A 25884-nucleotide genomic window follows, 5' to 3' on the forward strand; every position below is an offset into this window, starting at 1 on the left:
ATCTGTTTATGCTCGCGATCTCGGTGCTGATGATATTGCCGATCGTCTATATATTCAACAATGCGTTCAAGCCTTATCACGAGCTGTTTGTATATCCGCCGACCTTCTTCGTGAGGGAGCCAAGCCTGCAAAACTTTGTTGAGCTGATGCTCGTAACTTCGAATTCCATTGTTCCGATCTCGCGATATTTGTTCAACAGCGTGTTTGTTGCGCTGCTGAGCGTCATCAGCGTTACGGTTGTCAGCGTGTTGTGCGCCTATCCGCTGTCGAAGCATAATTTTCCGGGGAAGAAATTTATCTTCTCCACCATTATATTGATGCTGATGTTTACGCCGGAGGTTATCCAAATTCCGCGTTATCTCGTTGTCAGCAGTCTCGGCATTCTGAACACGTATTGGGGTCATCTGCTTCCGGCGCTTGCGCTGCCCGTTGGGGTCTTCCTGCTTAAGCAGTTCATCGACCAGATTCCCGACTCGCTGATGGAAGCGTCCCGGATTGACGGGGCGAATGAAATCGTTGTTCTGGCGCGCATCGTTGTGCCAATGAGCATGCCGGCTATCGCCACAGTTGCCATACTCGCGTTTCAGAATGCTTGGGGCAACATCGACACGTCGTCGCTGTTTATGCAGGATGACGAAATGAAGACATTCCCGTTTTTCCTGTCAACGCTGACGAGCAATCTGGCGAACAACGTGGCGAGACAGGGAGCGGCCGCGGTGGCAGCGCTCATCCTGCTCGTGCCGAACTTAATCTTTTTTGTCATCTTGCAGAGCAAGGTCATCTCTACGATGGCTCATTCCGGCATTAAATAACAGAACAAGGAGGGAGGCCGTTTGAAAAGCAGGACACTGCGGATAGTATCCCTATGGCTTGCCGTCGCTGCTGCGATTTCCGCCGTGCTTCCGCTTCATCGGGCAGCTGCTTCAGAGCTGCCTTACGAAACGTATTATAAGGACGGCTTCGGACAGCTTGTACATACGCAGGCTGCCTACATTCCGGCCGGCATCATCGGCTACAATACAGCCATTGCCGGACAGGGCTCCGGTTCGGCGGACAGCACTGGAAAGCTGCAGCTCAATCAGCCAAAAGATTTGTTTATCGATCAGAAGGATCATGTATTTATTGCCGATACCGGGAATAACCGGATTGTGGAACTGGACGCCCAAGGAGCTTTTATCCGCCAAATTACAGTGGATGAAAGTCCGCTTAATAAACCAAGCGGCGTATTCGTCCATCCGAACGGCGATATTTATATCGCGGATACCGGGAATAACCGGATCGTCAGGCTTAATGCAGGCGGCAAGCTGCTGAAAGAATATGGCCGGCCGGACACGGACTATATCCCGGCATCGTTTAAATACGATCCTGTCAATCTGGTTGTCGACAAGCGGGGATTTCTATATGTTACTTCGCTGGGCGCTTTTCAAGGGCTGATAGAGCTTGATCCTGACGGGCAATTCGTTTCTTTCTTCGGCCCGAACAGAGTGTCGTTCTCCGTGTTTGATGCGTTCAAGCGTCTTGTTTATACACGGGAAATGTATCAGCGCGAGCTGAAGAAGCTTCCCGGCGCTATTGCAAATGCAGCGATTGATAATCAAGGTTTTATTTATACGGTGACAAAAGAAGTGGCAAGCGATCAGATCAAAAAGCTGAACATCGCAGGGCTTGACCAGCTGCCCGGGAAAGGCGACTTCAGCTCGGTTGAACCTGTCAGATCGTACGGCGAAGTGCTGAAACACCGGGCGGGGGATATGAATCCCCAGCTTAACGACATTACGGTCGATGAATCCGGCAATATGACGGTTGTGGATACGGTGTGGAACATGATTAGCCAATATGACCAGAACGGCAATTTATTGTTTTTCTGGGGAGGAGACGCCATCACGGCGACTTCGAAGACGGGGGTTGTCAAGACGCCGGCTGCGATCGCGAATGATTCCAAAGGCAATCTGTACGTGCTTGACAATACAAACAATCTGATCCAAGTGCTCCGTCCATCCGAGTTCGGCAAGCTGGTTCATCAGGCCAATGCATTAACGCAGGAAGGCAAATACGAAGAGAGCGAACCGATCTGGGAAGAAGTACATCGTCTCAATACGCAATATACACCTGCTTTAATCGGTTTAGCGAAAGCGGCATACAAGCGGCAGGATTATGAACGGGCGGCGCAGCTTTACAGCCAGGCCGGCGTTGTTGGCGGCTATTCCGACTCGTTCTGGCAGAACCGGCTTATCTGGTTCCAGAACAACTTTGGCCTTGCCATGAATTTCGTGCTTGCTGCGGGCATTTTGTTCCTTGCTTGGGGGAAATGGTCGAGGAAGCTGCTGCCGGCAGGCGGGCTGGGCGGCAAACTGCGCATGGATATCCCGTTCGCCAAGAAACTTGGCCACGTCTTTACGATTGCACGCCATCCGGTAGACGGTTTTTACGGAATCCGCCATGAGCAGAAAGCGAATCTGCTAAGCAGTCTGATCATCCTTATTGCGGCTGCTGCGGCATTTGGTTATATGCAAGCCGGCACGAACTTTGTGTTTAATCCGAAGGTGCATGTCGGAATCGACTTGCTGCCGCAAATGGTCCAGTTTTTTGGATTGTGGTTCGGATGGGTTGTATCCAATTATTTGGTCAGCTCGCTGCTTCGGGGAGAAGGCCGTTTCCGCGATGTTTTTTACGGCAGTTGCTATGCTCTATTTCCGATTATTCTGATAGGCATACCTGTTACATATTTGTCCAATGCGCTGACGCTCGATGAATCCGCCATCTATCATTTTTTAAAGCTGGCTGCGGTTATCTGGGTTGTATTGCTGGCTGTTTGGATGGTACAGGGCGTTCATAACTACACGTTTATCGAATCGGTATTTATCATTTTGCTGTCGATCTTTACGCTTCTGATTATCGTCATTCTGATCTTCCTATTCGTCAGCCTCAGCTATGAGCTGGTTAACTTTATTAAATCGATTTATCAAGAGGTGATCATCCGGTGAAGAGCCGCAAACTTCCGATTACTGCCATCGCCAAGGCCGCAACGACGGCCGTTCTGCTGCTCTTGATCGGCTGGATCGCGCTGCAAATATGGAGCCCGTGGGGCGGACAAAAAACGAATATTGCTCAGGCAACCGCCCAGTTCGATAACAAAGGCGAGTTGTACAAGGCGGTTGTCCCGCAGGATTCGGGCTTCGAAACCGCTGCGGAAAACGATAAGCTGAAGCTGCTTGTCGACCGTTCGACGTCGCATTTTCAAGTTGTGGATAAAGCGACCGGCACCATCTGGCGTTCATACCCCGATCCGCAGGAATGGCCGAAAGAAACAGCGACGGGCACATGGAAAAATCATTTGCTGTCGCCGATTCTGATCGAATATGTCAATGCCAAAAACTATAAGTCCTCTTCCTTTACGGCTGGGCTTGTGGACACCGGCGGATATTTGGAGCAGTTCCGGCTGATGGAGGGGGGATTTGCAGTTACGTTCGCTTTTCCAAAGGCGCAAATCAAAATTCCGGTGGAAGTATCGTTGCACCCGGATTATGTGGAGACGCGAATTATCGACTCGGGGATTGTTGAAGGCGATTTAAGCCTGCTGAATGTGAAGCTGTATCCGCTGTTCGGCGCGGAGCCTTATGTCGGGCAGGACGGCTACATTATGATCCCCGACGGTTCAGGATCGCTGATCCGGTTCGGCGACAAGCGGATTATGCCGCAGCTGACGTACAACGAAAGCGTGTACGGGTCGGATTTGTCGTTTTACAACGAGGAGACGGGCAGACAGCGGATTACGATGCCGGTGTACGGCTTAAAATCAGGCAGCCAGTCGTTCTTGTCGATCATAACCGAAGGCGATGCCTACGCAAACGTATATGCAGCGCCAGGAGGTGCGGTCGGAAGATCCAATTGGGTAACGACGGAATGGCAATACCGGAAAAAATTTTACCAGACGGTCAGCAAAAATACGGGAGAAGGTTTCTACACGTACAGCAGTGAAAGATTCACGTCACAAGGCAGGGCAACCCGTTATTATCCGCTCACGGGCGACAAAAGCGATTACGCGGGCATGGCCGCGGTCTACCGCAACTATTTGATGACGGAGCAAGGGGTGAAGCCGGTGCAGTCGGCAAAGCCGGACATTCCGCTGTATTTGGATATCGTCGGGGCAGATATTAAAAAAGGGCTGTTTTCCGATTCGTACTTGAAGGCAACGACTACAGACGAAGCTGCATCGCTGCTGAAAGATGTGTACGGCCTGGGCATTCATAATGTACAGGTGCATTACGAAGGCTGGCAGCAGAACGGGTACAGCTCGCAAGGCGGCTATTTTCCGGTTGATAAACGAATTGGCGGAAACAGCGGCATGAAACGGTTTATTGATTTTGCCCATTCGCTTGGCATCCCGGTTTATCTGACTGCGAATTATACGCTGAATACGAATGGGGACGACGGATTCTGGTGGAGAAGAGACGGGCTGCGCAATATGGCGGGTACGGTGCTGAAGGAAGAGACGAAGGAGCAGCAGGACGATCAGGACGATGCAACGTACGTCAGTCCCGGGTTTTACGCGAAAGTCGTACGTTCCGATCTGAACCAATATAAAAAACTGGGTGCGGACGGCATCTACTTCGAAAATGGCATCGGATCGCAGCTTAATACCGACTTCAATAACCAGTATAAGGCCAGCCGAAGCGATTCTGCCGGCATTCAGGCCGATTTGCTGAAGCAAACCAAAGAAACGCTTGGTTCTGCTGCAGCGAGCAATGTCAATTTTTATGCTTTGGGAGAGGTGGATCAAGTCCACCAGCTCGCCAGCGATTATTCGTATGATGTGTTCGTCACTGAACCGATTCCATTCTCGGCGATTGTGCTGCACGGCTTGCGGCCATATACGCTGGAGTGGTCCAATGTGCGGGATGAATGGCAAAGCGGGTTTCTCCGGAGCATCGAATACGGCGCTTCCCCCGCCTATATTCTGAGCGGAGATCAATCGGAAGATATGCGCGAGTCGTATTCGTTATGGTATTACAGCCTGGATTACAAAGATTGGATCAGCCGGATATCGGATGAATATGAACAAATGAATGCGGTGCTTGCCGAAGTGAAGGACCGTGCCATTACCGAACACCGGACTATAGCGCCGGGCGTGAAGGAAACGGTATACGAAGGCGGTTACCGCGTGCTGGTGAACTACAACGAACAACCCTATGAGAGCGGCGGACTTTCCGTTCCGGCGCTCGGCTACACGGTGAAGAAAGGCGGAGAGGCGCAATGAAAAGGCTGGAGGCCAAAACGCTCCGCAAGCTGGAAGGATCAATGTTCATTGCGCCGTGGGTGTTCGGCTTTCTGACATTCGTGGCATTCCCGCTTGGCTACTCGCTCTTCATGAGCTTTCATCAAGTTAAAATCGAAGTGAACCGAACCGAGTACACGTATATCGGTTTCAAACATTACAGGGAAATTCTGGTTGCTAACGGCAGCCTGCTGTATGAGGAATTGATTCCGTTCTTGAAGCAGTCGCTTATGATGATCCCGATCATACTCGTCTTTTCCTTGTTTGTGGCTATACTGCTGAACTTGAAATTTCCGGGCCGGACGTTGTTTAGAGTCATATTTTTCCTGCCGGTCATCTTCTCATCGGGGCAAATCGTGCAGGAGTTTATTACACAAGGCGAAGGTTCGCTTAGCATGATGCAGTCGCTGCGGATCGATTATTATTTGAAGGAATATATGCCTGCGGCCTGGGCGTCGCCGATCGAAAGCGTGTTGAGCTCCTTTGTGCTCGTGTTGTGGTATTCCGGCGTGCAAATTTTGATTTTTCTCGCCGGCAGGCAGACGCTTTCGGCATCGGTTTATGAGGCTTCTCGGATCGACGGCTCCAATCCGTGGAACACGTTTTGGCAAATTACGCTGCCGGGTCTCGTGCCTTATATATTTCTGAACCTGATGTATACGGTTGTCGATCTGTTTACGTTCCCTTCCAATCCTATCATCAGCAAGGTCAATACGACGAATTACGGCAGTTCGAGCGCACTCGCGTGGATCTATTTCGTCATCATTATGGCGTTTGTTTTGCTGACGCTCCTGCTTTATCGAAAAGTAGATAAGGCATTATCGGGCAGATAACTAACAATTCGAGGTGATAGGAAGTGAAGATCGAGAGAGGCCGGCCGGGGTTCCTGACCGATTGGCGGCCGAATGCCAAGCTGAGAAGCCGCCTGGAGCTGCTTCGCTACCGCGTGCTGGGAACGGAGATCGACAAGGGCATTTTGTTCAAGCTGGTTGTCTATTTTGTGCTCATTAATGTTGCATTCATCTATCTGAAGCCGATTTTGTATATGGTTACGACGATGGTGAAAGACGCCAAGAACATACTCGATCCGTCGGTAATCTGGGTGCCGAAGTCCATATATTTGGGGCATCTGCAAGAAGCAAGCCATATGCTCAATTACGGAAAAAGCTTTCTTATCAGCGTGTCGCTTGCCACATCCGTCTCCGTGCTGCAAATGTTCTCGTGCGCTATTGCGGGATATGCATTCGCCAGGCTGGATTTTCCGCTGAAAAAGCTGTGGGGCGCGCTGCTGCTGTTCACATTTATTATGCCGCCGCAGGTTACGATTCTGCCGACGATTATGCTGTTCAAGCAGTTCGGCTGGATGAATACCTTCCTGCCGATGGTAGTGCCGGCGTTATTCGGACACGGGCTAAAAGGTGCGATGTTCGTCATTATTTACCGGTCATTTTATTCCACGCTGCCGAAGGAGCTTGATGAAGCGGCCCGAATCGACGGTGCCGGGATGCTGCGGATGTTTTTCCGCGTCATGTTTCCGATCTCGCGGTCTGCGACGGTTGTAGTGCTGCTGTTCGCTTTCGTTTGGAACTGGAACGACTTCTACTTCCCGTCGCTGTTTATGTTCACAGCTGAGAATGTGCCGCTCTCCATTACGCTTGCGCGTATGGCCGGGGAGATGGAGCAAGCTGCCGGTGCGGGTGAAATAACCGTGTATGCGGAATCGATCAAGATGGCGGCTTCGTTCCTGATCATCATGCCGCTGCTGGTTGTTTATCTCTTTATGCAGCGCTGGTTCATCGAAGGCGTGGAACGTTCCGGGCTTGTGGAATAATCTGCAGCGGAACAGGGTGTCGTTTTGCTTCAATTCCAACTAATTTCATAGGTATAACACGTATATTGTTAATCTACCGGATAACCGGAGGTTGCTGACAAGCGGCTTCCGGTTATTTGTGTTTCAGATTATAAAAATAATCCAGATAGAGGTGTGATCGACAATGAGCGAAAACGGACGAAAAGTTCATTTGAACGTATTTCTGAGACCGACCGGACACCACGCCGGCGCTTGGCGCCACCCGGATTCAAAACCTGAATTGGAGCTGGACATTGACTATGTGGCTCAGCTGGCGCAGCTCGCAGAGCGTGGCAAGCTCGACTCGGTGTTCCTTGCAGACGGTTATGCAGGAGGCGGCAGCAAGCTGGAGCCGTTTACGATGTTATCCGCACTCGCTTCCGTCACAAGCCATATCGGTCTGATTGCAACGGTTGGAACGGTTTATAACGAGCCTTTTCACGTCGCGAGGCAGTTTGCGTCGCTGGATCACATTAGCGGCGGGCGCGCAGGCTGGAACATTGTAACCGGAGCGGGCTCGGCAGCACACAACTTCGGCAGAGACGAACATCCCGAACATTCCGAACGATACGACACGGGCGAAGAGTTCGTTGAGGTCGTTAAGCAGTTGTGGGACAGCTGGGAAGACGATGCGCTTATCTACGATAAAGTGAATGGACGGCTGACGGCTCCAGGCAAGGTCCATGAGATTAACTTCAAAGGCCACACCTATTCGGTGAAAGGGCCGCTTAATATTCCGCGTCCGCCGCAAGGCTATCCGGTGCTCGTTCAAGCCGGCTCCTCCGAACGGGGCAAGGAACTGGCAGCCAAAACTGCGGAAGTGATCTTCACAGCCCAGCAAACGTTTGACGCCGGCCGCGAGTTTTATGCGGACGTCAAATCAAGGCTTGCCAAATACGGGCGGACGGCCGATGAGTTAGTTATCCTGCCGGGACTTGCGCCAATCGTTGCCGATACGGAAGCCGAAGCGAAGGAGATCGAAGCAGAGCTTCATGCTTATGTCGATACGAGCCGCGCGCTGCGTAACCTGTCCGAGCGCTTCACGGTCAACCTGGCCGACTACGATCTTGATGATCTGGTTCCTCTCGATAAAGCGAAGCCGTCCGAGGAATTTAACGGCATTCGCAGCCGGCAGGAAGTTGTGCTCGATGCGGCAAGACGGGAAGGCTTTACGATCCGCCAGCTGCTGTATCGCAGCAACGGCGGGCACGGGCATGTTACTTTCACCGGATCGGTGCTGCAAACAGCCGATTTTATTGAGAAGTGGTTCAACAACCATGCGGCGGACGGTTTCAACATCCTCCCGCAACTCGTTCCGACAGGGCTTGAAACATTCATTGACAAGGTGATTCCGGAACTTCAGAACCGCGGCTTGTTCCGGACGGAATACGAAGGCACAACGCTGCGTGAAAACTTAGGGTTGAAAAGGCCGGCGAATGTAAGACATTTGCAGCGGCAATAAAACAGTGAGGTGGAGTGCCTATATGATAAAAAAACTTGCTGGAACGATGAGCATGATCGTTATGACGGCCGCTCTTTTGGCTGCTTGCGCCGGCGGCGCCGCAAACGGCGGTACGCAGCAGCAGTCTGCGGACGCCGGTGCGGCCGGAACGGATGACGGGGCAAGCGGAGCGATTAAGAAACTTGGCGATGAACCGTTGACGCTGACGTTTTATTCCAGCGGTCCGACATTTACGGATGTCGAATTCAAAACGATGATTGCCGATCCGATTCATAAGAAATATCCGAATGTTACGATCCAGCGTATTTCGCCGGCTGCAACCACAACGCCGGAGGAAGTGCTGTCCACGCAAACGCCGGACATTTTGTTCACGAGCGTATCGCAGCGGCTTATCCGTACGGGAGCCTTCGAAGATTTACGCGGCTTGATCAAGAAGTTTAACTTTGACGAAAGCCGGCTGAAGCCTATCGCCTATAACTACATCAAAGATGCGACCAAAGGCCATGGCGATCAGATCTATGCGCTTCCGTTCAATGTGAATCAGCACATTTTGTACTATAACAAGGACATTTTCGATAAATTTGGCGTTCCGTACCCAACCGACAAACAAATGACCTGGGATGAAGCGGTTGAGCTTGGCAAACAGCTGACGCGTACGGACAACGGCGTCAATTATGTCGGTCTTGTAGTAGATAACTTGCAAGGCCTCGCCAAGTCGCTTGGTCTGGCCTATGTAGACCGCGAGACCGGGCAGGCGGCGATTGATACGCCGGAGTGGCACCGCGTGTTCGAATTGCAAAAGAAAATATTCGATACTCCGGGTTATGTCGCTCCTGACGGCACTTGGAACTGGACGCGCGACAACTTTATGAAAGACCAGAACATTGCGATGCGCGCTTCATGGCTTGCAAATATGGTTGGTCCGCTTGAGGAGCTGCGGCAGCAAGGCGTCGAGTTCAACTGGGACATTGCGCCTGTTCCGAACTTTGACGATAAGCTGGGCACGACCAGGGAGGCGCAAATCCACTCGATCTCGATCAACAGCCAAAGCAAACATAAGGATGAAGCATTCCAGGTGCTGGAATATTTGCTGTCGGATGAAGGCCAGCGGACAATCGCCAGAAACGGGCGTGTACCAGCCATTATTAATCCGGATCTTGAAAAGGAGTTTGGGGCGGATATCCCGGTACTGCAAGGCAAAAACGTACAAAACGTATTTATCGGCAACCCGATGCAGGAGCATTACCAGCATCCGTACGAAGCCGATATTTCGGTTCGGCTGACCGAAGCGGCCGAGGGCATGGCGATTCATGGACTTGATGTAAACTCTGCAATCCGCCAGGCGACGGAAGCGATCAATAAGGATGTTGAAACGTTAAAAACGACGATCGGCCAATAATGGCTAATAAAAGGAGGAAATGCGATGAGTGAAGCAAAACGTCAACTGCATTTAAACGCGTTTTTGTTCGGCACGGGGCATCATGAAGCCTCCTGGCGCCTTCCCGATGCCCAGCCGGAGAAAAACCTGGATTTTAACCATCTGCTTCGTATTGTACAAACGGCCGAGCGAGGGCTGCTCGATTCCGTTTTTCTGGCAGACGGATATGTCGGACGTTCTAACAAACTAGAGCCGTTCACAGAGCTTTCCGCGCTGGCAAGCCGCACGAAGCATATCGGTTTGATCGCCACCGTAGGCACGACCTACAACGAACCGTTTCACGTCGCACGCAAATTTGCATCGCTGGATCATATCAGCAAAGGCCGCGCAGGATGGAATATCGTGACAGGCGCCGGTTCCGCCGCTCATAACTTCGGATTAGAGGAGCACCCCGAGCATTCCTTGCGGTATGAAGATGCCGACGAGTTCGTCGAAGTGACGAAGCAGCTGTGGGACAGCTGGGAGGATGATGCTGTCCTGAATGATAAGGCATCCGGCAAGCTGTACGATCAGGACAAAATTCACAAAATTGATTACGAAGGCCAGTACTACAAAGTGCAAGGGCCGCTTAACATCGCCCGGCCGCCGCAAGGTTATCCGGTTCTCGTACAGGCGGGTTCCTCCGAAAGCGGCAAGGAGTTTGCAGCGAAAGTGGCGGAAGTCATATTCACCGCTCACCAAAGCATCGAAAGCGCCCAGCTGTTCTACCATGATGTTAAATCCCGCCTTGCCAAATACGGGAGAACGCATGATGAGCTGAAAATATTGCCGGGAATTAGCCCGATATTGGCTGAGACGGAAGCGGAAGCCAAGGAAATCGAAGATCAGCTGTTTGAATTCATTGATAAAGACGAAGCGGTCCGGCGGCTGTCGGAACGCCTCGGCGTGGATTTGTCCGCCCGTTCCCTTGACGCGCCGCTGACGCTGGAAGGATTACGGTCCACGGATGAAGTGAACGGCAACAAAAGCCGCCATCAGCTCATTCTTGATCTTATCCGCGACGAGCAGCTTTCTTTGAAGCAGCTTATCAATCGCTTGGGCGGCGCGCGCGGGCATTTTACATTCACGGGAACGCCGATTCAACTGGCGGATAAGATTGAAGAATGGTTTACGCATGGCGCTGCAGACGGATTTAACGTCATGCCCCAAGTATATCCAAGCGGCCTTGACATCTTCGTCAATCGTGTTGTGCCGGAGCTGCAGAACCGGGGACTGTTCCGAACCGCTTATGAAGGAAATACGCTCCGCGACAGGCTTGGCTTGAAGCGTCCGGAGAACGCCCGCCGCTGGGCGAAAGCCTTGCAATAATAGGGTCAACCAATACGAACATCTAAGGGAGAGAGTACGGTAATGAAGAAAGTCATTTATGGAATCGTGACGATTTTGCTGCTATCGGTTCTAACCGCATGCGGCAGCAATGAAGAGGACAATAACGGCGTTAGCGCCGCAACGAAGCCGGGGAATGCCTCGGCAGGGGAAGGACAGCCGGCATCCGGCGAGCATGTGCTGGGCAGCAAACCGCTGAAGCTGACGTTTTACAGCACGAGCGGGACGCTTCCGGATACTGAGTTCAAGACGCTGATTGCGGATCCGATTCATGCCAAATATCCGAACGTGACCATAGAGCGAATTACGCCGGCTGCGACAACGACAGCGGAAGAAGTGCTTACAACGCATGAACCCGACATCATCTATTCGACTTCAACAACGCACCAGCAAATTATCCGCACAGGCGCATATGAAGACCTGCGGGATTTGATCGACAAATACCAGTTCGATACAAGCCGCATTAAGCCTATTCTGTGGAATTATATCAAAGACCTTGGCAAAAACGGGGAAATCTATGCGATTCCGTTTAACTCGAACCAGCATGTGCTTTATTACAACAAAGACATCTTTGATAAATTCGGCGTCGAATATCCGCCTAATGAGCAGCTGACATGGGATCAAGTGCTGGAAATCGCGAAAAAACTGACCCGAACGGACAACGGCGTCCATTACGTCGGTTTGTCGGTCGACAATTTAACGGGCTTGGCCAAAGGCCTCGGGCTGCCTTATTTGGACCGCGAAACGGGCAACGCCGCAATTGATACGCCGGAATGGCACCGGATATTCGATTTGGAAAAACAAATATTCGATATTCCGGGTTATGTTTCGCCAGATGGCGTATGGGATTACGGGCGTGATCAATTCATGAAGGATCAGACTGTAGCGATGCGTGTCACTTGGCTTGCGAACATGGTTGGCCCGCTGGAGGAATTGCGCCAGCAAGGCGTCGAGTTTAACTGGGATATTGCTCCGGCTCCGAACTTTGAAGATCAGCTGGGCAAAACAAGAGAAGCGCAAATCCAATCGTTGTCGATCAATTCCCAAAGCAAACATAAAGAAGAAGCTTTCCAAGTTATTGCAGAAATTTTGTCGGACGACGGACAACGGATTTTGTCGCGTAACGGCAGGGTGCCGGCCATTACCAATCCGGATCTTGAGAAGGAATACGGGCTGGATATTCCGGTGCTGCAAGGCAAAACCGTTCAGAACGTATTTGTCGGCGAGCCGCTGCAGGAGCATTATTTCCATCCGTACGAAAACGATATTTCGGTTCGTCTGACTGAAGCGGCTGAAGATTTGGCGATCCATGGCCTGGATGTGAATTCAGCGATACGCAAAGCAACGGATGCGATCAACAAAGATGTCGAATCACTTCGCCAGACAATCGGACAATAATTGAACGCGACCAGGAGGAGAACATGAACGATACCATTCGCTTGCTGCGGGCACACCGCTCCATACGCAAGTATAAGAATGATCCCGTCACAGACGGGCATTTGCAGCAAATTGCACTAGCCGCACAGGCGGCGCCAACGTCTTCTAATATTCAAGCGTACAGCGTTGTTGCCGTAAGGGACACGAACCGCAAGCAAGTGCTTGCAGGCCTGGCCGGAAACCAGAAGCAGATCGAAGAAAGCCCGCTGTTCCTTGTGTGGCTTGCCGATCTGAATAAAATTCAGACGGCCGTAAGGCTGCATGAGGATTCCAAGCTGCATCAGAACACGGAATTGTTCCTGCTCGCAACGATCGACGCGACGCTTGCGGCGCAAAATGCCGTTATTGCGGCGGAGTCGCTTGGTTACGGAACGGTCTACATCGGCGGCATCCGCAACAATCCGGGGGCTGTAAGCGAGCTTCTAGAGCTGCCTCCGCTTGTATATCCTGTATTCGGATTATGCGTAGGGGTGCCGGACCAAGAGCCGGATATCCGGCCGCGGCTGCCGATTGGCGCATTTTTGCATGAGGAGATGTACCAGAATGGCCGGGTTGCCGGCGCGATCGAGGAGTATGACGCTACAACCCGTACGTATTATGCCACCCGTAAAGGCGGGGGCAAAGGCGGCGAGACGGAAACAAGCTGGTCGCGCGAGATGGTGCGGCGTTTCGACGGCGGCCGGCTGCGCGGACATATGCGAAGTTTTCTGCAAGACCGCGGTTTCGATTTGAACTAGCGCAACCGTGCGATTCTATTAAAGAGGTGCATAAGATGAGCGGATTTAATCAACGTAAGCAGGCCCATTTTAACGTCTTTATGCGGGGAGCGGGGCATCATTCGGCTGCCTGGAAGCATCCCGATTCCAATCCGCAGGACGATCTTAGTCTCGAATATTATGCAGAGATTGCAAGAATCGCGGAGAGAGGGCTGTTCGACTCGCTGTTTATGGCGGATAACTATTCGGGACTCGGCCGAAGGCTGGAGCCGTTCACGCTGCTTTCTGCGCTGGCAGCCCTCACGAAGCATGTCGGGTTCATTGCGACGGTAAGCACTACGTACAATGACCCGTACCACGTGGCGAGAAAATTCGCTTCGCTGGATCACATCAGCAAAGGCAGAGCGGCTTGGAATATTGTAACCGGTCATTCCCGGGAGGATGCCGACAATCTTTCCAGGCCGGAGCATCCCGATGTATCTACCCGGTACGAGATCGGGGAGGAGTTCGTTGAAATTACGAAGCAGCTGTGGGACAGCTGGGAAGAGGACGCCCTCATCTACGATCGGGATAACGACGTGGCGATTGACCGGAGCAAAGTGCATGAGATTAACTTCAAAGGAAAACATTACCAAGTCAAAGGGCCTTTAAACATCCCAAGGCCGCCGCAAGGTTATCCGGTGCTTGTACAGGCCGGCTCATCGGAAGGCGGCAAGGAGCTTGCAGCGAAGACGGCTGAAGTAATTTTCACAGCTCAGCAAACACTCGGCGCCGCTCAGCAGTTTTACGGAGATGTGAAGGCTCGCCTCGCCAAATACGGCCGCAAGCCGGAACAGCTGCTTATCATGCCGGGACTTTGCCCGATCGTGGCCGATACCGAAGCGGAAGCCCGGGATATCGAAGACGAATTTAACGCTTTGCTTAACCCGAAACAAGCGCTTCGCAGGCTTTCCAATTACTTCACCGTCGATCTGACCGAATATTCGCTGGATGATCTGGTTCCGGTCGACAAAGCCAAACCTTATGGCTCCATCACATCCGGCATCACGAGCAGGCAAGAGGTAGTCGTTGACGCTGCGGTCCGGGATAAGATGACGCTCCGGCAATTTATCGCCCGAAGCGCAGCCGGCCACGGCCATGTGTCGTTTACGGGTTCGGTGCTGCAGACGGCTGATTTTATTGAGAAATGGCTGCTTGAGAATGGCGCAGACGGGTTTAATATTTTGCCTCATCTTTATTTCAGCGGTTTCGAAACGTTTGTCGATAAGGTGGTGCCGGAACTGCAAAACCGGGGGCTGTTCCGCACGGCGTATGAAGGAAAAACGCTTCGCGACAACTTGGGACTGGAGCGTCCGGTTAACCGGAACCGGGAAGTATGGGCAGCAGCCAAAGAAGCGCAGAAACAGCTGGCTAATAGCAGCCAAGCTTAAATCGTACGAACCATAAAGGGAGGAATGAAGATGTCAGTTCAATATCGTTCATTAGGTGCAAGCGGGTTAAAGGTAAGCGAGATCAGCCTGGGCAGTTGGCTCACATACGGCGGTTACGTAGAAAGGGAAAATGCGGTGCTTTCGATCCGCAAAGCATATGAGCTTGGCATTAATTTTTTTGATACGGCGAACGTTTATGCAAAAGGCGAAGCGGAGCGTGTCGTTGGCGAGACATTGCAAGATTATGAACGTTCGTCTTATGTGCTTGCCACCAAAGTATACGGCAAAATCGGGGACGGTCCAAACGACCGCGGACTTTCCCGCAAGCATGTTATCGAATCGGTGAATGCAAGCTTGAAACGGCTTGGACATGATTACATTGATATTTTGTACAGTCACCGTTTCGACGTGAACACGCCGTTAGAAGAAACGCTCCGCGCCTTCGACGATCTGGTTCGCCAGGGCAAAGTGCTGTATATCGGGGTCAGCGAGTGGACGGCTGCGCAAATTACGGAAGCCTTTGCGATAGCGGATAAATATTTGCTCGATAAAATCGTCGTTAACCAGCCGATCTACAACTTGTTCGAGCGTTATATCGAAAAAGAAATTATTCCGCTTGGCGAGAAAAAAGGATTCGGGCAAGTCGTGTTTTCGCCTTTGGCGCAAGGCATATTGACGGGCAAATATACAGCGGGGTCTATCCCAGCCGATTCGCGCGCCGAGAAACAGGACAATTTCAAAAACAAGCTGACGGAAGAGAAGCTTGCAAAGGTAGCGTTGCTGCAAGATATTGCCCGCGAACAGGGGATTACGGTCAGCCAGCTGTCGCTTGCCTGGATTCTCCGGCAGCCAAACGTTGCAAGCGCTCTTGTTGGAGCAAGCCGTCCCGAGCAAGTAGAAGAGAATGCCCAAGCGTCCGGCATCCTGCTGGATGAAGAAACGATTGCCCGCATCTCAAACGTATTGAATAACGAACCGGCAAACGTACGGGGCTAAACGGTAACCGGGCCAGACTGCCAAATTCCAGTAAATGTTTATTTACTGGAATTTGTTATGGCCTTTTTTCCCCTAGATGCCGATACGTTTACTTTAAAACAAGCGGGAAGTGATTATTTTATTGAAACCGGCAAATCCGAAACTGATTAGAAGCTTTTTTTTGAAGACGTGGCCGATTTATGCTTTATCGCTTTTCTTTCATTTTGTATCGAACTGGATTAACGTCAATGTCCCGAAAGTGTTGGGGAAATTCACCGATCAGCTGCAGCAGGGCAGCCTGACGCATGACAGCGTCATTTCGTACAGTCTGCTGCTGCTTGCAATCGGCATCGGCCAGGTGTTATTTAACGGCGGCGCTACCTATTTGGTCATGTATATCGGCAGAAAATTCGAATATCACTTGCGGCAGCGGTTGTTCAGCCATTTTACGCAAATGAGCGAGCGTTTTTATTCCAACAACGGGGTAGGCCGGCTGCTCAGCTATTTTATGAATGATGTGACGGCAGTCCGCGAGTCGATCTCGATGGGATTTAACGCTACAGCCAATGCGGCCATGCTGCTTACGGCTGCCGTAACCATGATGATCACAAGCGGCATTCCGCTGTATCTCATTGCCGCCTCCGTATTTCCTCTGCTGCTGATTCCATTTATCGTCGTATACCTCGGTCCGGTCATTCGAAGAAGATCGCTCGCCGTGCAGGAATCGCTTGGCCGGATGACGGAGCTGGCGGAGGAGCAGTTCGGCGGCGTACGCGTGACGAAGAAGTTCGCTGCCGAAGATATTATGGAGCGGCGTTTTAATGCATCGGTTGACGAAATTAGCCGTAACCAGCTCCGGCTTGTACGGGTATCTTCGCTTTTTCAGGCGCTCATTCCGTATCTTGGGACGATTGCGCTTATTACGGCGCTTGCGTTTGGCGGCTACTTGCTGATTCACGGTCCTATTACGCTTGGCAATTTCGTCGCCCTTACATTATACGTTCGGATGCTGATGAATCCGCTCCAGCAGATTGGCAACGTCATAAATTCGATTCAGCGTTCCCGCGCATCATTGGAGCGGCTGAACGGCTTGCTCGGGCAGCAATCCGAAATCGTGGAGGCGGATGATGCCCAAACGGTGAACTTGGCGGCAGCGGAGCTTCGCATCCGCGACTTGACGTTTGCTTACAATCCCGGGTCACAGCCTGTGCTTCAGCATATCCGGCTGACATTAAAACCGGGGCAGACGCTTGGCATCGTCGGGCGCACCGGCAGCGGCAAAACTACGCTGATGAAGCTGCTGCTTCGCATGTACGATCCGCCGGCCGGTTGCATCAAGTTTGGCAATACCGACATCCGGGACTTGACCCTTGAAAGCTTGCGCAGCCAGATTGCTTATGTGCCGCAGGACGGCTTCCTGTTCAGTACGACCATCCGCGAGAACATTGCGTTTCATAACCGGGAAGCTAAGCTATGCAAAGTGAAGACAGCGGCCAAGCAAGCGCAAATTTACGACAATATCGCGGAGCTTCCCGGCAGTTTCAACACGAGGCTCGGGGAGCGCGGCCTGACGCTTTCCGGCGGACAGCGCCAGCGAACCAGCCTGGCAAGAGGGCTCATAAAGAATGCGCCGCTGTTAATACTTGACGACAGCGTCAGCGCCGTCGATACCGTAACGGAAAAAGAAATTATCGCGTCGATACGCAGAGAAAGAGCGGATAAGACCACCATTATTATCGCGCATCGGATAAGCGCGCTTAAACACGCCGATGTCATCCTGGTGCTGGATGAAGGCGCAATCGTCCAGAAGGGCACACATGAGCAGCTGCTGCGCGAGCCTGGATTATATGCGGAGCTTTATGCCATACAAGAGGAGGGCCTTCACCATGCGACCGGCACAAGCTATTCATAACTGGCAGATGGATCAGAAAACCGAACCGAACATGCCGGAACAAAAACCGCAATATGTATCCGCATTCCGTACGCTGCTGCGTTATATTAGGCCGCATCTTGTTTCATTCGGGCTGGTCTTCCTGTTTACGGTCATTGCCATTTTGTCGGATTTGCTGCAGCCGTATTTGATGAAAATCGCCATCGACGATAATCTGATCGTCGGCCATAACGACTACCGGGGTTTGCTGCTCATATGCGCTGCTTATTTCGCCTTATCGGCGACCAGTTTTCTGTTTACGTATTTACAGAATAATCTGCTGCAGCGGGTGGGGCAAAGCATCGTCGGATTAATCCGGAAGCAGCTGTTCAGCCATATTTTAAGGCAGTCGATGCGTTATTTCGACCGGATGTCGTCAGGCAGCCTTATTACGCATATTTCAAGCGATACGGAAGCTTTGAATCAATTTTTTAATCAAGTGCTGCTTAGCCTGTTCCGGGACGGCTTGACGCTGATCCTCATTGTTGTATTGATGTTTCATCTCAATGTACAGCTTGCATTGTATTGTCTCGTACTGCTGCCAATCATTATGATAATCGCGATTGCATTCCGGTCGTTCATGCGCACTACTTATCAGCTTGCAAGGACGCGGCTGTCGCGGATGGTTGCATTCGTAGCGGAAAATTTGGCAGGCATGAACCTTGTGCAGGCATTCCATCAGCAAAGGCAGCAGGAGCAGCATTTCAACGAACGGAACGGGTTGTATTTTCAAGCGAATATTAGGGAAATCCGGACAAACGTCCTGTTCGGCCGGACGTTTGACGTACTCAGCAATTTATCCATTGCATTCGTCACCTGGGCCGGCGGAAAGGCTGTCCTGAACGAGAATTTGGAGTTTGGGGTGCTGTATGCCTTCATTACGTATATCCGCCAGTTTTTTCAGCCGATTAATACGATTACGCAGCAGTGGAATACGCTGCAATCCGCTACGGTCGCCATATCCCGGATATGGACTGTATTTGACAGCGAACCGGATGTGCGAGATCCAAAGAAAGCCCCTTCGGGCTGGGACGAAGAAAACATTCGCGGCCGGATCGAATTTGATCGCATTTCATTCGCCTATGAGCCGGATGTGCCGGTCATTCGTCATTTGCAGCTGACGATCGAGCCAGGCGAAATGATTGGTGTCGTCGGAACTACCGGTGCGGGGAAAAGCTCGCTCATCAGCCTGCTGTGCCGATTCTACGACGTTCAGGAAGGGGCCGTCCGGATTGACGGCGTCGATGTCAGACATATTCCGCAAGCATCACTCCATCGGATCATCGGTTTGGTGCAGCAAGATCCTTACCTGTATTCCGGCAGCATAATTGACAACGTCCGCCTGTTCGACGATTCGGTCAGCCGGGAAGAGGTTATCGCTGCTTGTGAATTTGTAGGGGCAAGCACGGTTATCCAGAAGCTTGCAAACGGTTATGATACGAAGCTGTCGGAGAGAGGAAGCGGACTATCGTCCGGCGAGCGGCAGCTGATCTCCTTTGCAAGAATTATTGTGTTTAAGCCTAAAGTGCTTATTTTGGACGAGGCCAGCGCCAATTTGGATTCCCAGACGGAGCAGCTGATCCAGAACGCACTGCATGCCGTCTCCCGGAACCGGACGACGATTGTGATTGCCCATCGGCTGTCAACGATTCAGCAAGCAGACCGCATCCTCGTTATGAGCAAAGGCGAAATCGCCGAAGAAGGCACGCATGAGCAATTAATAGAAGCCGGCGGCCATTATTCGCAGCTGTATGAAAATTCCAAATAAAAGAAATGGCGCTGCTGTTGTCCGGCAGCGTCCAATGAGGAGGAACGATCATGAGTCTGGTCGTCAACAATATTACGGAGCTGATCGGCAGAACACCGCTTGTCCGCTTGAACAGCCTGGTGCCGGCTACAAGCGCGGATATTTATTTGAAGCTGGAATATTTTAATCCCGGGAGCAGTGTGAAGGACCGGATCGCTATCAGCATTATTGAAGAAGCGGAGCAAGCCGGACGGTTGAAGAAAGGCGACACCATTATCGAGGCCACAAGCGGCAACACCGGCATCGGTATCGCGCTTGTTGCTGCTGCGAGAGGATATAAGGCAATATTGGTTATGCCGGAGACGATGAGCCTGGAGAGGCGCAACTTGCTGCGGGCTTACGGAGCGGAGCTCGTGCTTACCCCGGACTGGAAGGAATGAAGGGCGCAATTCGTGTTGCACAAGAGCTGGCGGCGCAGCACCCCGATTACTTCCCGGCAGCCCAGTTCGACAATCCGGCCAATGTCAAAATCCACCGGGAAACGACAGGGCCAGAAATTGTGAAAGCTATCGAATCCATTGGCGGAATGCTGGACGGTTTCGTAGCCGGAGTCGGAACCGGTGGCACGATTACCGGAGCGGGCGAAGTGCTGCGCCAGCATTATCCGGGCATCCGTATCGCAGCTGTCGAGCCGGCGGCATCGCCCGTATTATCGGGAGGTACCGCCGCTCCGCATAAAATTCAAGGCATCGGAGCAGGATTTGTGCCTTCGATCCTAAACACAAGCATTTATGATGAAATTATACAAGTCAAAAATGAATCGGCTTTCGAGATTGCGAGGCGGCTTGCAAAGGAGGAAGGGATTCTTGGCGGCATATCCTCGGGAGCGGCTGTATACGCCGCGCTTCAGCTGGGCGAGAAGCTTGGACCGGGCAAACGAATTGTAGCGGTCATTCCCAGCAACGGGGAACGCTATTTGTCGACGGTGCTTTACCAGCAGGAACAAACATTATAAGCCGCAAGTAAATGCTAGAGAAAACGGAGCCAATGGACTGGCTCCGTTTTTGTTATGCAATTTCGCTTATTGCTTCTCGCAAGCAAGCCGGCACATGCTGGCTGTCGTGCCGCCATCGGCAAGCAGGTCTATGCCGGTCATGGAGGACACGCAGCCGCTGCATAAAAAATAAACAGCGGATGCGGCTTCGGACCGATTAGTTTCTCGAAAGCGTTTACCTCAGCTTGAAAACGGTTTAAAATTTACAACGAGACTTAAATTGAAGGAGGAGAGGACAAGTATGCTAGATCAATTTGCAGTCAAGCAGCTGAAGAACACATTAAGGAACGGCATTGAATCGAACGAAATTGCCGGTGCGAATTTGCTTGTGCTGAAAGAAGGCAGCGAGCTTTTTTACCATGAAGACGGATTGGCGGACCGCGAGACGGAGAAGTCCATAACAAGAGATTCTATATTCCGCTTATATTCGATGACGAAGCCGGTTACCGCTGCTTCCGTTATGATATTGCTGGAGCGGGGCATGATTGATTTGTTTGATCCTGTAAGCCGTTACCTTCCGGGGTTTAAAAATCAGACTGCAGAAGTAAACGGGGAACTGGTGCCTGTTCATCGGGAGGTTACCATTCACGACCTGCTGTCGATGACATCCGGATTGTTGTACGGGGGGACAAACCGGACCGGGAGAGCAACCGAAGCGCTATTCGAGGAAGTCGACCGCCGTTTAACCGGCGATTCACCGATGACGACGCAGGAAATCGCCAACCGGCTTGGCCAAGGGCCGCTTGCTTTCCAGCCGGGCTCGTATTGGGCGTACGGCACGTCTGCAGATGTGCTTGGCGCGGTCGTTGAAGTGGCTTCGGGTATGCGTTTCGGGGAGTTTTTGAAGCAGGAAATATTCGAACCGCTGGATATGCACGATACCGGCTTTTGGGTGGAACCATCCAAAAGAGAGAGGCTTGTGAATACGTACCAAAATAACAGCGAAGGCGGACTGGCGCTGTTTGCGGGCAGCCATCTTGGCATTAACCACCGGATGGACCGCCAACCGGCTTACGAAGCGGGAGGCGCCGGCCTTGTTTCAACGATTGACGATTACGCCCAATTTGCTTCTATGCTGCTGAATGAGGGCACTTATAAGGGAGTGCAAATACTGCGGCCGACAACAGTGCGTTACCTCACTTCGGCTGTTCTGAACGAAAAACAGCAAAAAGGTTTCGAGAACTGGCATATGTTGACCGGGCACAGCTATGGCAATCAAATGCGAGTTATGACCGACAGCAGAAGAGCGGGGATTATAGGCACAACCGGCGAATATGGCTGGGACGGCTGGCTAGGCGCTTATTTCAGCAACAGCCCGCAGGACAAGCTGACGGTTCTGTTTTTGACGCAAAAGAAAGACGCCGGAACGCTGCCCGTTACCCGCAAGCTTCGCAATATTGTATACAGCTGCCTGTAGTCCCTGCCGGCATAAGCTTGCTGCGGGAAGGAGCGGCGAATTGATATCGGACGCTCCCGGCGCAGGAACGAGCATCGGGGCAGCCAGCTTTCGCTGCGGAAATGCCGCGGGTATGCTTCGGCTTACAGATGGCGGCTGCGGGCGGCCGCTTCTTTCCGGTATTCGCTGGGAGACAAACCGGTTACTCGGCGAAATAACCGGTTAAAGTAGCCGATATCCTGGTAGCCGGCCGCCGCCGCGATGTCGGCCATTTTGCGGTCTGTCGTGCGGAGCAGCAGGCATGCCTTATCCATTCGCACAGACTGGACATATTCGATAAAGGTCATTCCTGTACGCGCCTTCAATTTCCGCAAAAACTGGCGTTCGCCAAGGGCTGCAAGTTCGGCGATTTCCTTTACTGTAATGGCAGCATCAAACCGGGTGTGGATTACACGCAGCGCCGCCTCCATGCCCGGTGACGATGTTGGGTGCGCCTGCTTACCCTCTTCCGCCGGGCAGCGGTGGAGATACAGCAGCAGCTCCAGCACCGCTGCAAAAAGTCCGGCCTCCCACCCCGGCCGCTTGGAGCTGTATTCGTCATGAAGCTTATGAAACAGCATCCGGCATTCCCCGCGGCCGTCATGATAATGCTGCCAGTCCGGCTCGTCAAGCAGCGGTTCAAGCAGCTTTCCGCCAGGGAAGCTGAGCAGGATCGGCCGGAACCGATCCGCCGCCACAACACAATTGTAAACGATAAGCGGGCGGCTGCTCACAGCCGGCCGGAATACATGAGAGACGCCAACCGGAATAAGAAACATATCCCCTGATGCACCTGCACCGTCTGATCCCCGATATAATGCGTGCCGGAGCCTTCCCCTACACAGCAAATTTCTACAAAGTCATGTTTATGTTCAATGAGGTCAAAAGCTTCCGCAGCCCGGTTGACGAAAACCGGTATCTCCGGACGGAAAAAGGTTTCGCCTTTCAATAATTCGATTGGACGCTGAATCGTCACGGATGTAGACCTCCTATTGGGATTCGATGTCGGAAATGGCTACTATAAAAGTCGCAAATACCTGCATGTAAGCGTTCTTCTTCATCTTATGATGATATCGATACGAGTTCAAGCAGGAGGGATTGTCATGACCGAATTGCAGGTTGCCCAAATAACGGCTGAATATCGCCGGAACTGGCTGGGGACGGATGTACGCAAGCCCCGCTTCAGCTGGCAGGTGAAATCCGGCAGGCGCGGGACAATGCAAGCCGCTTACCGGCTGCAGGTGGCTGTCGCAGATACCGGATTTACCGATTTACAGTGGGATTCGGGCAGGGTGGAGCATGCCGGATCGCTTCATGTGGAATATGGCGGCCGTCCGCTTCAGTCCCGGACCCGCTACGTCTATCGTGTTAAGGTATGGGACGGGTTCGGGCGCGAATCCGCCTGGAGCGATGAGGAATGGCTGGAGACGGCGCTGCTGGATGCCGGCGAATGGCAGGCGAGATGGATTACGCCTTCAGCGGAAGCGATTGATCCGGCTTCCGAGCCGGTTTTTATGCTGCGTACAACGTTTAAGGCGGATAGCCCAATTCGTTCGGCGCGAATATATGCCAGCGCGGCAGGCGTATACGAAATCGAATTAAACGGCTGCCGCGTGTCGGATCCGTTTATGGCTCCCGGATGGACAAGTTACCACAAACGGATCCAGTATCAGACCTATGATGTGACAGGCGCCCTGCGAGCAGGGGATAACGGAATTGGCATTATGCTTGCTGACGGTTGGTATAAAGGCAATATCGGTTTTGGCGGCCGAAGAAATGTTTACGGCGAACGGAGAGCCGCTTTGCTGCAGCTTCATATTGTCTATACAGACGGAACAGAGCAGATCGTGGCAACCGATCCATCCTGGAAAGCTTCCACCGGTCCGATTCGTTATTCCGAAATTTATCATGGCGAAACGTACGATGCACAGCTGGAGCAGCAAGGCTGGAGCGAAGCCGGCTTCAACGATTGCGCTTGGGCGGCTGTAGAGACAATTGATCTGCCGATGTTCACGCTGGTCGCCCAGGAGAACTGGCCGTCGCGTGTAACGGAAATTGTGAAGCCGGTTTCTTATATCCGTACGCCTGCCGGTGAAGCGGTGCTGGATATGGGGCAAAATATGGTTGGTCGGATCCGGTTGTCCGCGGAAGCCCCCGCCGGAACGGAAATACGGCTGCAGCATGCGGAAGTGCTGGATCAGAACGGCAACTTCTATACAGGCAATTTGCGATCCGCCAAGCAGACCGTTAATTATATTGCAAAAGGCGGCGGGCTTGAGACGTATGCACCGCATTTTTCGTTTCAAGGGTTTCGGTATGTAAAGATCGAGGGCTATCCGGGGCAGGAGAACGGGCCGCCGCTGGATCGTTTTGCCGGCGAGGTCATTCACTCGGACATGGAACCAACCGGCGAGTTCGAATGTTCGAACAGCATGGTCAACCAGCTGCAGCGCAACATCGTGTGGGGACAACGCGGCAACTTTCTCGATGTGCCGACAGACTGCCCGCAGCGGGACGAGAGGTTAGGCTGGACAGGGGATGCGCAAGTTTTCGTCCGTACGGCTGCTTTTAATTACAATGTGGCGCCTTTTTTCACCAAATGGATGCGCGATATGAAAGCCGATCAATTGCCGAATGGCGGCGTGCCGTATGTTATTCCTCATATGCTGGAAGAAACCGCACATTCTTCTGCGGCCTGGGGAGACGCTGCGGCCATTTGCCCTTGGACGATGTATTTGGTGTACGGAGATACAAGGCTGCTTGCGGAGCAATTTGACAGCATGAAGGCATGGGTGGACTATATCCGGAGTCAGGGCGAAGACGAATATTTGTGGAACACGGGCTTCCATTACGGGGACTGGCTTGGTCTGGACGCGAAGGAGAATAGTTATATCGGGGCTACGCCCAAAGATCTGATTGCATCCGCTTTTTATGCGTATTCCACACGGCTTGTGAAGGACGCTGCGGCCGTGCTCGGCTATACCGGTGAGGCGCAGATATACGGCGAGCTGCTCGATCGGGTCGAGCAGGCATTCCGCCATGAATTTATTACGCCGGCCGGCCGCATTGCCGCGCCAACCCAAACCGCATATGCGCTGGCGCTTAAGTTCGGCCTCGTGGAAGGGACGGCAAAGGAGAGAGCGGCGCGCGAGTTAAATGAAATGGTTGTCCAAAACGATTATCATTTGACGACCGGTTTTGTCGGAACGCCATATTTATGCCGCGTTTTGTCGGATAACGGTTATCATCATACAGCGGTCAAGCTTCTGCTTCAGCAGTCGTATCCATCTTGGCTTTATCCGATTACGAAAGGCGCGACGACGATTTGGGAGCATTGGGACGGCATTAAGCCGGACGGTTCCTTCTGGAGCGACGATATGAACTCTTACAATCATTATGCATACGGCGCAATAGGGGAGTGGCTGTACCGTTCGGTTGCGGGGCTTGATCTGGATGAGTCGGCTCCGGGTTATAAACGCCTTCGTATCGCTCCGCAGTTCGGAGCCGGCGAATTAACAAGCGCCCGGGCATCGCTTGCCACGCCGTACGGGCAAGCTGAATCGAGCTGGCGCAGCGAAGCGGGAGAAACGACGCTTTCTTTGCAAATACCGGCCAATACAATCGCTGATGTGCTGCTTCGCGGGACATGGCTGGAACAGGTGCGCGAGAGCGGCAATCGGCTGGAGGATGCCGAAGGCGTCAGCCGCTGCCAGCAGACCGCGGACGGCGTTCAGCTTACCGCCGGATCGGGTTCTTACGAATTTACTTGGCCTTCATGAACAAAACGCCTCATTCCGCTGCCGGAACGAG

The 25884-nt window shown here is 52.4% G+C and carries 18 protein-coding genes and 1 pseudogene; 17 read left to right on the plus strand and 2 right to left on the minus strand.

The annotated features are described in order from the left end of the window. Positions 1–8: 8 nt before the first annotated feature. The 16 genes and pseudogenes from ET464_RS02105 to ET464_RS02180 all read left to right on the plus strand — a co-directional run bounded on the left by ET464_RS02105 (position 9) and on the right by ET464_RS02180 (position 22056). Positions 9–812, plus strand: coding sequence for a carbohydrate ABC transporter permease (locus tag ET464_RS02105; RefSeq protein ID WP_129437834.1), 804 nt, complete (start codon positions 9–11; stop codon positions 810–812). A 21-nt stretch (positions 813–833) separates the two neighbouring features. Continuing rightward, entirely contained in the window at positions 834–2984 is a 2151-nt protein-coding gene (locus tag ET464_RS02110; protein ID WP_129437836.1) for a YIP1 family protein, read from the plus strand. After that, positions 2981–5257 (plus strand): DUF5696 domain-containing protein, encoded by a 2277-nt coding sequence (locus ET464_RS02115; RefSeq protein ID WP_129437838.1) that lies wholly within the window; start codon positions 2981–2983, stop codon positions 5255–5257. The genes ET464_RS02110 and ET464_RS02115 overlap by 4 nt, the downstream gene beginning before the upstream one ends. Next, positions 5254–6108 carry a carbohydrate ABC transporter permease gene (locus ET464_RS02120; protein ID WP_129437840.1) on the plus strand — a complete coding sequence of 285 codons (855 nt, stop codon included), beginning with the start codon at positions 5254–5256 and terminating at the stop codon, positions 6106–6108. The genes ET464_RS02115 and ET464_RS02120 overlap by 4 nt, the downstream gene beginning before the upstream one ends. Before the next feature lie 23 nt (positions 6109–6131). After that, a complete protein-coding gene (locus tag ET464_RS02125) occupies positions 6132–7106 on the plus strand; it encodes a carbohydrate ABC transporter permease (RefSeq protein WP_129437842.1) in 975 nt (324 codons plus the stop codon). Between the two features lie 163 nt (positions 7107–7269). Continuing rightward, entirely contained in the window at positions 7270–8586 is a 1317-nt protein-coding gene (locus tag ET464_RS02130; protein ID WP_129437844.1) for an LLM class flavin-dependent oxidoreductase, read from the plus strand. Between the two features lie 22 nt (positions 8587–8608). Beyond that, entirely contained in the window at positions 8609–9985 is a 1377-nt protein-coding gene (locus ET464_RS02135; protein WP_129437846.1) for an ABC transporter substrate-binding protein, read from the plus strand. Between the two features lie 24 nt (positions 9986–10009). Next, positions 10010–11332, plus strand: a complete 1323-nt coding sequence (locus ET464_RS02140) for an LLM class flavin-dependent oxidoreductase (protein WP_129437848.1) — start codon at positions 10010–10012, stop codon at positions 11330–11332. A gap of 42 nt (positions 11333–11374) precedes the next feature. Beyond that, positions 11375–12748 (plus strand): ABC transporter substrate-binding protein, encoded by a 1374-nt coding sequence (locus tag ET464_RS02145; RefSeq protein WP_129437850.1) that lies wholly within the window; start codon positions 11375–11377, stop codon positions 12746–12748. Positions 12749–12771: 23 nt separating this feature from the next. Then, positions 12772–13524 (plus strand): oxygen-insensitive NADPH nitroreductase, encoded by a 753-nt coding sequence (gene nfsA / locus ET464_RS02150; protein WP_129437852.1) that lies wholly within the window; start codon positions 12772–12774, stop codon positions 13522–13524. A 35-nt stretch (positions 13525–13559) separates the two neighbouring features. Then, positions 13560–14933, plus strand: coding sequence for an LLM class flavin-dependent oxidoreductase (locus tag ET464_RS02155; protein ID WP_129437854.1), 1374 nt, complete (start codon positions 13560–13562; stop codon positions 14931–14933). Between the two features lie 30 nt (positions 14934–14963). Continuing rightward, positions 14964–15929: an aldo/keto reductase family protein gene (locus tag ET464_RS02160; RefSeq protein WP_129437856.1), complete on the plus strand. Its 966-nt coding sequence runs from the start codon at positions 14964–14966 to the stop codon at positions 15927–15929. A gap of 160 nt (positions 15930–16089) precedes the next feature. Then, positions 16090–17820 (plus strand): ABC transporter ATP-binding protein, encoded by a 1731-nt coding sequence (locus ET464_RS02165; protein ID WP_244226634.1) that lies wholly within the window; start codon positions 16090–16092, stop codon positions 17818–17820. Continuing rightward, positions 17795–19606, plus strand: a complete 1812-nt coding sequence (locus ET464_RS02170; RefSeq protein ID WP_129437860.1) for an ABC transporter ATP-binding protein — start codon at positions 17795–17797, stop codon at positions 19604–19606. Before ET464_RS02165 ends, ET464_RS02170 begins: the two co-directional genes overlap by 26 nt. A 50-nt stretch (positions 19607–19656) precedes the next feature. Next, a pseudogene (cysK, locus tag ET464_RS02175) lies at positions 19657–20600 on the plus strand (cysteine synthase A). A gap of 280 nt (positions 20601–20880) precedes the next feature. Further along, positions 20881–22056 carry a serine hydrolase domain-containing protein gene (locus tag ET464_RS02180; protein ID WP_129437862.1) on the plus strand — a complete coding sequence of 392 codons (1176 nt, stop codon included), beginning with the start codon at positions 20881–20883 and terminating at the stop codon, positions 22054–22056. Positions 22057–22178: 122 nt separating this feature from the next. Here the strand turns inward: ET464_RS02180 and ET464_RS02185 are convergent, their stop codons facing one another. Both ET464_RS02185 and ET464_RS02190 read right to left on the minus strand, forming a co-directional pair. After that, on the minus strand, positions 22179–22853 hold the full coding sequence (locus ET464_RS02185) for a helix-turn-helix domain-containing protein (protein WP_129437864.1): 675 nt from the start codon (positions 22851–22853) through the stop codon (positions 22179–22181). Then, positions 22805–23050 carry an AraC family ligand binding domain-containing protein gene (locus tag ET464_RS02190; RefSeq protein WP_129437866.1) on the minus strand — a complete coding sequence of 82 codons (246 nt, stop codon included), beginning with the start codon at positions 23048–23050 and terminating at the stop codon, positions 22805–22807. The genes ET464_RS02185 and ET464_RS02190 overlap by 49 nt, the downstream gene beginning before the upstream one ends. A 127-nt stretch (positions 23051–23177) precedes the next feature. Between ET464_RS02190 and ET464_RS02195 the strand changes: the two genes are divergently transcribed. Next, positions 23178–25853: an alpha-L-rhamnosidase gene (locus ET464_RS02195; protein WP_129437868.1), complete on the plus strand. Its 2676-nt coding sequence runs from the start codon at positions 23178–23180 to the stop codon at positions 25851–25853. Positions 25854–25884: the final 31 nt, after the last annotated feature.

It is taken from the genome of Paenibacillus protaetiae, assembly GCF_004135365.1.
Lineage (GTDB): Bacteria > Bacillota > Bacilli > Paenibacillales > Paenibacillaceae > Paenibacillus_AP > Paenibacillus_AP protaetiae.

Bases quoted from the DNA above. Each gene is read 5' to 3' on its own strand.
- ET464_RS02155 (WP_129437854.1), top strand. From the start codon at position 13,560: ATGAGCGGATTTAATCAACGTAAGCAGGCCCATTTTAACGTCTTTATG.
- nfsA (WP_129437852.1), top strand. From the start codon at position 12,772: ATGAACGATACCATTCGCTTGCTGCGGGCACACCGCTCCATACGCAAG.
- ET464_RS02130 (WP_129437844.1), top strand. From the start codon at position 7,270: ATGAGCGAAAACGGACGAAAAGTTCATTTGAACGTATTTCTGAGACCG.
- ET464_RS02140 (WP_129437848.1), top strand. From the start codon at position 10,010: ATGAGTGAAGCAAAACGTCAACTGCATTTAAACGCGTTTTTGTTCGGC.
- ET464_RS02195 (WP_129437868.1), top strand. From the start codon at position 23,178: ATGACCGAATTGCAGGTTGCCCAAATAACGGCTGAATATCGCCGGAAC.
- ET464_RS02145 (WP_129437850.1), top strand. From the start codon at position 11,375: ATGAAGAAAGTCATTTATGGAATCGTGACGATTTTGCTGCTATCGGTT.
- ET464_RS02105 (WP_129437834.1), top strand. From the start codon at position 9: ATGCTCGCGATCTCGGTGCTGATGATATTGCCGATCGTCTATATATTC.
- ET464_RS02135 (WP_129437846.1), top strand. From the start codon at position 8,609: ATGATAAAAAAACTTGCTGGAACGATGAGCATGATCGTTATGACGGCC.
- ET464_RS02170 (WP_129437860.1), top strand. From the start codon at position 17,795: ATGCGACCGGCACAAGCTATTCATAACTGGCAGATGGATCAGAAAACC.
- ET464_RS02180 (WP_129437862.1), top strand. From the start codon at position 20,881: ATGCTAGATCAATTTGCAGTCAAGCAGCTGAAGAACACATTAAGGAAC.
- ET464_RS02185 (WP_129437864.1), bottom strand. From the start codon at position 22,853: ATGTTTCTTATTCCGGTTGGCGTCTCTCATGTATTCCGGCCGGCTGTG.
- ET464_RS02120 (WP_129437840.1), top strand. From the start codon at position 5,254: ATGAAAAGGCTGGAGGCCAAAACGCTCCGCAAGCTGGAAGGATCAATG.
- ET464_RS02160 (WP_129437856.1), top strand. From the start codon at position 14,964: ATGTCAGTTCAATATCGTTCATTAGGTGCAAGCGGGTTAAAGGTAAGC.